This window comes from Bradyrhizobium sp. MI1.11, from assembly GCF_055811255.1.
Genome location: NZ_JBVVPM010000126.1, coordinates 1 through 4,899, shown reverse-complemented (window position 1 = coordinate 4,899; position 4,899 = coordinate 1). Strand labels below are relative to the sequence as shown.

The 4,899-nt window shown below is 64.9% G+C and carries 5 protein-coding genes; 4 read left to right on the top strand and 1 reads right to left on the bottom strand.

What is annotated here, in order from left to right:
* Positions 1–145 precede the first annotated feature (145 nt).
* Positions 146–448: a DUF736 domain-containing protein gene (locus AC0L30_RS42305; protein ID WP_100951628.1), complete on the bottom strand. Its 303-nt coding sequence runs from the start codon at positions 446–448 to the stop codon at positions 146–148.
* Positions 449–838: 390 nt separating this feature from the next.
* Between AC0L30_RS42305 and AC0L30_RS42300 the strand changes: the two genes are divergently transcribed.
* The 4 genes from AC0L30_RS42300 (at position 839) to AC0L30_RS42285 (ending at position 4,756) form a co-directional block, all read left to right on the top strand.
* Positions 839–2,065: a tyrosine-type recombinase/integrase gene (locus tag AC0L30_RS42300; protein WP_473358386.1), complete on the top strand. Its 1,227-nt coding sequence runs from the start codon at positions 839–841 to the stop codon at positions 2,063–2,065.
* On the top strand, positions 2,059–2,973 hold the full coding sequence (locus tag AC0L30_RS42295; RefSeq protein ID WP_377786191.1) for a tyrosine-type recombinase/integrase: 915 nt from the start codon (positions 2,059–2,061) through the stop codon (positions 2,971–2,973). The genes AC0L30_RS42300 and AC0L30_RS42295 overlap by 7 nt, the downstream gene beginning before the upstream one ends.
* Entirely contained in the window at positions 2,970–3,977 is a 1,008-nt protein-coding gene (locus AC0L30_RS42290; protein WP_473358387.1) for a tyrosine-type recombinase/integrase, read from the top strand. Before AC0L30_RS42295 ends, AC0L30_RS42290 begins: the two co-directional genes overlap by 4 nt.
* 482 nt (positions 3,978–4,459) lie before the next feature.
* A complete protein-coding gene (locus tag AC0L30_RS42285; protein WP_141340643.1) occupies positions 4,460–4,756 on the top strand; it encodes a DUF736 domain-containing protein in 297 nt (98 codons plus the stop codon).
* Positions 4,757–4,899 lie beyond the last annotated feature (143 nt).

Here is a 4,899-nt window from a genome sequence, read left to right as displayed (position 1 = left end):
GACCGATTATGCGTAGCGCGGGATTATGCGGAGTCGTTGGCTGGTAGCCGCGGTTTTCCCGGGCTTTTGTGGTTGCGCCGCTCCGCATAATAACGAGGGCTCTGTCCGCGGCGTCCCGCGATGTTGCGAGACGCCGCGGTGTAGGTCAGCGCGACCAGATCAGCGCACACTCGCCATCGTCGCCTTCGAAGAGGTTGGCGTAGATGGGCGCCGTAAAGGACGGATCGTCGAGCTTGACCGAGTGGTAGGAGCGATTGTCCTTCGAGGTCCGGCGCCAGGCGGCACCGATCTCGACGCCTGAGACGATCACGCGCAGGTCTGGCGCCTTGTCGCTGGTGGAGGCGGGATCGCTGGGGACGATGCGCGCCTTGGCATCGATCGCGAGCGTCTTGATGGTGCCGGTGTAGGTGCCATCGTTGCTGCGGGTGAACGAACCGATCTGGGACATGGTGGATCTCCTGTGCTGTGTTCAAGCCCGCGACCATCGCGGCCTTGTGGCGATCGAAAGCCCCGGGACGGCCGACCCGCACCGTCAGGCCGCAGCGCATGCGAAGGACGGCGTGCGGCGATCTTGTTGCTGCGCGAGGAGCGGCGCAGCCGCGGGGAAGAAGATCGCCGGCACGCTGTTGCGGGGAACAGGCCGGGTCGCAGACCGCATCTCGGGGCAGATCCGCCCAGCAAGGCCCGTCGGTCGCAGGGCATCACGGCACGCCCGGAGAACCATCCGGCTCCAATCGGACACGTACGGCACGAGCGCGCCCAACACAACCGCTGACTGACGTTCCGAACAGCAACCACCTCGACCATAGTCCAGCCTCCACATGCAGAAGGGGGCGACATGCCAACAGGTGTCTATGTCCGTCAGAACGCGGTCTGGGACCGATTGAAGGCGGGAATGGCCGCAGACCACGCGGCCGACTTTGCTCAATGGCTCCGCGGGCGCCGATATACGCCACTTACCATCATCGAGAGGATGCGGCTGCTTGCGAGTTGGACGCACTGGGCGCGCGGGGAAGGCTACACGCTGGCTGCAATCCGTGAGGCGCATGCGGCCTCATTCGCCTTGATCGAAGCGGGACATCGGCCGCGCTTCCGCGGCGACCTCAACAAGGACGCGGTCGAGTGCGCCAAGCTGTTCATCGCCTACCTTGAGGATCAGGGCGTGATGACGCGATTACCGACCAAATCGGCGGCGCCACTGGTTCTCGAATTTGCGGCTTGGGCCCGCGAGCAGCGCGGCCTGGCTGAAACGACGCTCGCCGCGTACCTTGGGACGATTACTCCCTTCGTCGATGCGCTGGGGGATATCCCGACGGCCTACGACGCCGTGACGATCCGGGCATACATGATCGAACGTGCAAAGGCCGTATCGGTCGAGCGCATGAAGGGCATATCGGTCGGCATCCGCGCGTTCCTGCGCTTCCTGATCGCGACAGGACGATGTCCGCCTGGGCTCGACCACGCCATGCCGAATGTTGCGGGATGGCGGCTGGCATCGATCCCGCGCTTCCTGCCTGATGCCGATATCGCGCGGATCATCGGTGCGTGCGACGGGGAGCGGCGCCTGCGCGACCGAGCCATCATCCTGCTGTTGGTCCGGCTCGGGCTTCGGGCGAGCGAGGTGGCGCGGCTCAGCTTCGACGATATCGACTGGCGGCAGGGCAGCATCCGCCTGTGCGGCAAAGGCCGGCGCGAGGAACTGCTGCCGCTCACCCAGGAGATCGGCGACGCGCTGCTCGCCTACATCGAACGCGGACGGCCGGCACTGGCGACGCCATCCCTGTTCATCACCGAATATGCGCCGCTGCGGCCAATCGACCGCATCACGGTCAAATGTATGGTCAAGCGCGCGCTCAAGCGCGCGGGCGTCGAGAGCCGTTACAAGGGTGCGCATATCCTGCGCCACTCGGCGGCCACGGCGATGCTCCGCCACGGCGTCAGCCTGCCGGGCGTGAGCACGGTGCTGCGCCACCGATCGCAGACGATGACGGCGCATTACGCCAAGGTCGATATCGCGCTGCTGGCGGCCATCGCGCAGCCCTGGCCCGGGAGGTCGCCATGCTGATCGATGATGTTGATCGCTACATCGAGCTGCGCCGCTCGCTCGGCTTTAAGCTCGCAAAGACGACCCGACACCTCACCGCGTTCGCGCGTTATGCGGGCGACCGGGGCGATACTCATGTTCGCCGCGAGACCGCGACCGCCTGGGCGGCGGCCGTCTCGTCGACGCCGCGCAGTCACCAGCGGCGGCTTCAGGAGATCGCGCTCTTTGCACGCTTTCTCTACGCGGAGGATCGCGCGCATGAAGTGCCGCATCACCCCCGCAGCCCTGCAACACGTCCCGCGCCCTATATCTACACGCGGGAGGAACTGGCTCGCATGCTCGACGCTGCGGGCAATCTACGGCGCCAAAAGCCCAGCCCGCTCAGGCGCCACATCTATGTGATGCTGATCGGGCTGCTGGCATCGACGGGCCTGCGGATCTCCGAGGCCCTGAACCTGCGGCTGGACGATCTGCTGCCCGACGGCGTGCTGCACATCCGCCTGACCAAGTTCAACAAGAGCAGACTCGTGCCGATGCACCCCAGCGTGGTCGAGGCGCTGCAGGCCTACCTTGAGGTCCGGCGGCGGTTCGCCGGGATGGATGACCATGTGTTCCTGTCCGTGGGTGCCAAGCCTATGTCGCTTCGGACCGCCCAGAGCAACTTCTATGTGATCCTGCGCAAGGCTAGCGTCGGTCAGAATCGGCCGCGTCGCCCGCGTATCCATGATCTGCGCCACACCTTCGCGACGCGTGTGCTGGAGCAATGCGCGACGCGTCGTGATGATGTTGCGCGCGACTTCGTCGCTCTCGCCACTTATCTCGGCCATGCAGACATCCGACATACCTACTGGTATCTGGAAGCCACCCCGGACCTCATGGCCGATATAGCGGGTGCTGCCGAGGCGCTGATCGCCGGGGAGGTCGCATGACGCCGATCGCCCCGCTCATCACCAGCTTCATGCGCGAGCACATGCCGCAGCAGCGCGGCTACAGTCCGCACTCCTGCGAGACCTATGCGTACAGCTTCCAGCTGTTGTTCGCCTTTGCCGCCCGGCGTCTGCACACGCGCCCCTCTCTGCTCCAGCTCGAGCAGATCGATGCAGACATGGTGGTCGCGTTCCTGCATCACATCGAACATGACCGCGGCAACGGTCCGGCGACTCGCAACCTGCGGCTCGCCGCGATCAAGTCGTTCATGCGCTACGTCGAGCTGCGGCATCCCGGCGCCTTGGAGCAGGTCGCCCAGATCAATGCGATCCCAGGCAAGCGTCATGACCAGAAGCTCATCCGCCATCTGACCATGGACGAGATCCGCTCCGTGCTCAATGCGCCCGACGCGACGACACGCCTCGGACTACGGGATCGAGCGATGTTGCATCTGTGCTTCGCCGGCGGCCTGCGCGTCTCCGAGTTGACTGGCCTCACCCTGGAGAACGTCACGCTGCAACCGAGGCCAAGCATCCTGGTGTTCGGCAAGGGCCGGCGCGAACGCAGCCTTCCGCTATGGAAGGAAACCGCTCGCGACTTGCGCGCTTGGCTGTCAGTGCGAGGAAAGCCGCCGGCGACAGAGCTGTTCGTCAACGCCCAAGGGATGGCGATGACCCGCGCCGGCTTTGAGTATATCCTCGAAAAGCACGCAAAGGCGGCCGCAGCTCGATGCCCGACGCTAGGCGGGCGCACCCTGTCGCCACACCTTTTGCGGCACAGTTGTGCAGTCCTGATGCTGCAGGCCACACGCGACATCCGCAAGGTTGCGCTCTGGCTTGGCCACGCCGATATCCGCACGACGGAGATTTATCTCCGCATGGATCCCTCTGAAAAGCTTGAGGCTGTGGAAGCGGTCATTCCGCCGGCGCTGCGCCGTGGACGGTTCAAGGCACCAGACGCGCTGATTGCCTCGCTGTTGGAGAAAGCACCTCTGCCTTCAGGGTGAGAGACGTCGGGCAGCCGATCGTTACGACGAAATACCTTTGATGCGCTGTGACGTCGCGGCATCACCGCGCCGTCCCGCACGAGCAATCGAGCTCTTCTCCATTGGGTTGGAATCGGCGAAGCAAAGCGCTGTGGCTCGATCGCGCTTGCCGTGATGGTGTCGCCGTCGCGGCGGTGGTGAGGCCTTTGAGCGATGCTCTCCTGTCGGGCTGCTTGGCCCACGTCCATACCGGCCTTTTGCTGGCGGATTACGCGCCACAATACGCTCGCTGCGCTCGCCGACCTTTACCCGCAATGGCTTGTTCGCGATCTTCTTCCCCTGCCGCCAAGCGGCGGCATTCCTCGCGAGGCAACAAGATCGCTCAGCCCGCCATCCTCCGCTGCGCTGCGGGCCAGAGGCTGCGGGCCGGTCGTTGCGGCGCTCAAAGATCGCCATCAAGGCCGCGATGGTCGCGGGCTTGAAAACAGCAACAGGAGATTACCATGGCTCAGATTGGCACCTTCACCCGCGCCGAAGACGGCTCATACACCGGCACCATCAAGACGCTCTCGCTCAACTTCAAGGCGCGCTTCCTTCCTGCCGAACCCTCCGAGAACGAGAAGGCTCCGAACCTGCGCGTGGTGGTCGGCAATGTCGAGATAGGTGCCGCGTGGCAGCGCACCTCCAAGGACAACGCCGTCTATCACTCGGTTAAGCTCGACGACCCGTCCTTCCCGGCGCCCATCTACGCCAACCTCGTCGCGGTCGATGACGGCTACGCGCTGGTCTGGTCGCGCTGACCCGCGCCGCTGCGGCGCCTCACCTCGTGCGAGGCGCCGCGGCTTCTCTCCTCGGGATTATGCGGAGCGGCGCAGTCGCAAAAGCTCGGGAAAATCGCGGCTACCAGTCCACGACTCCGCATAATCCCGCGCTACGCATAATC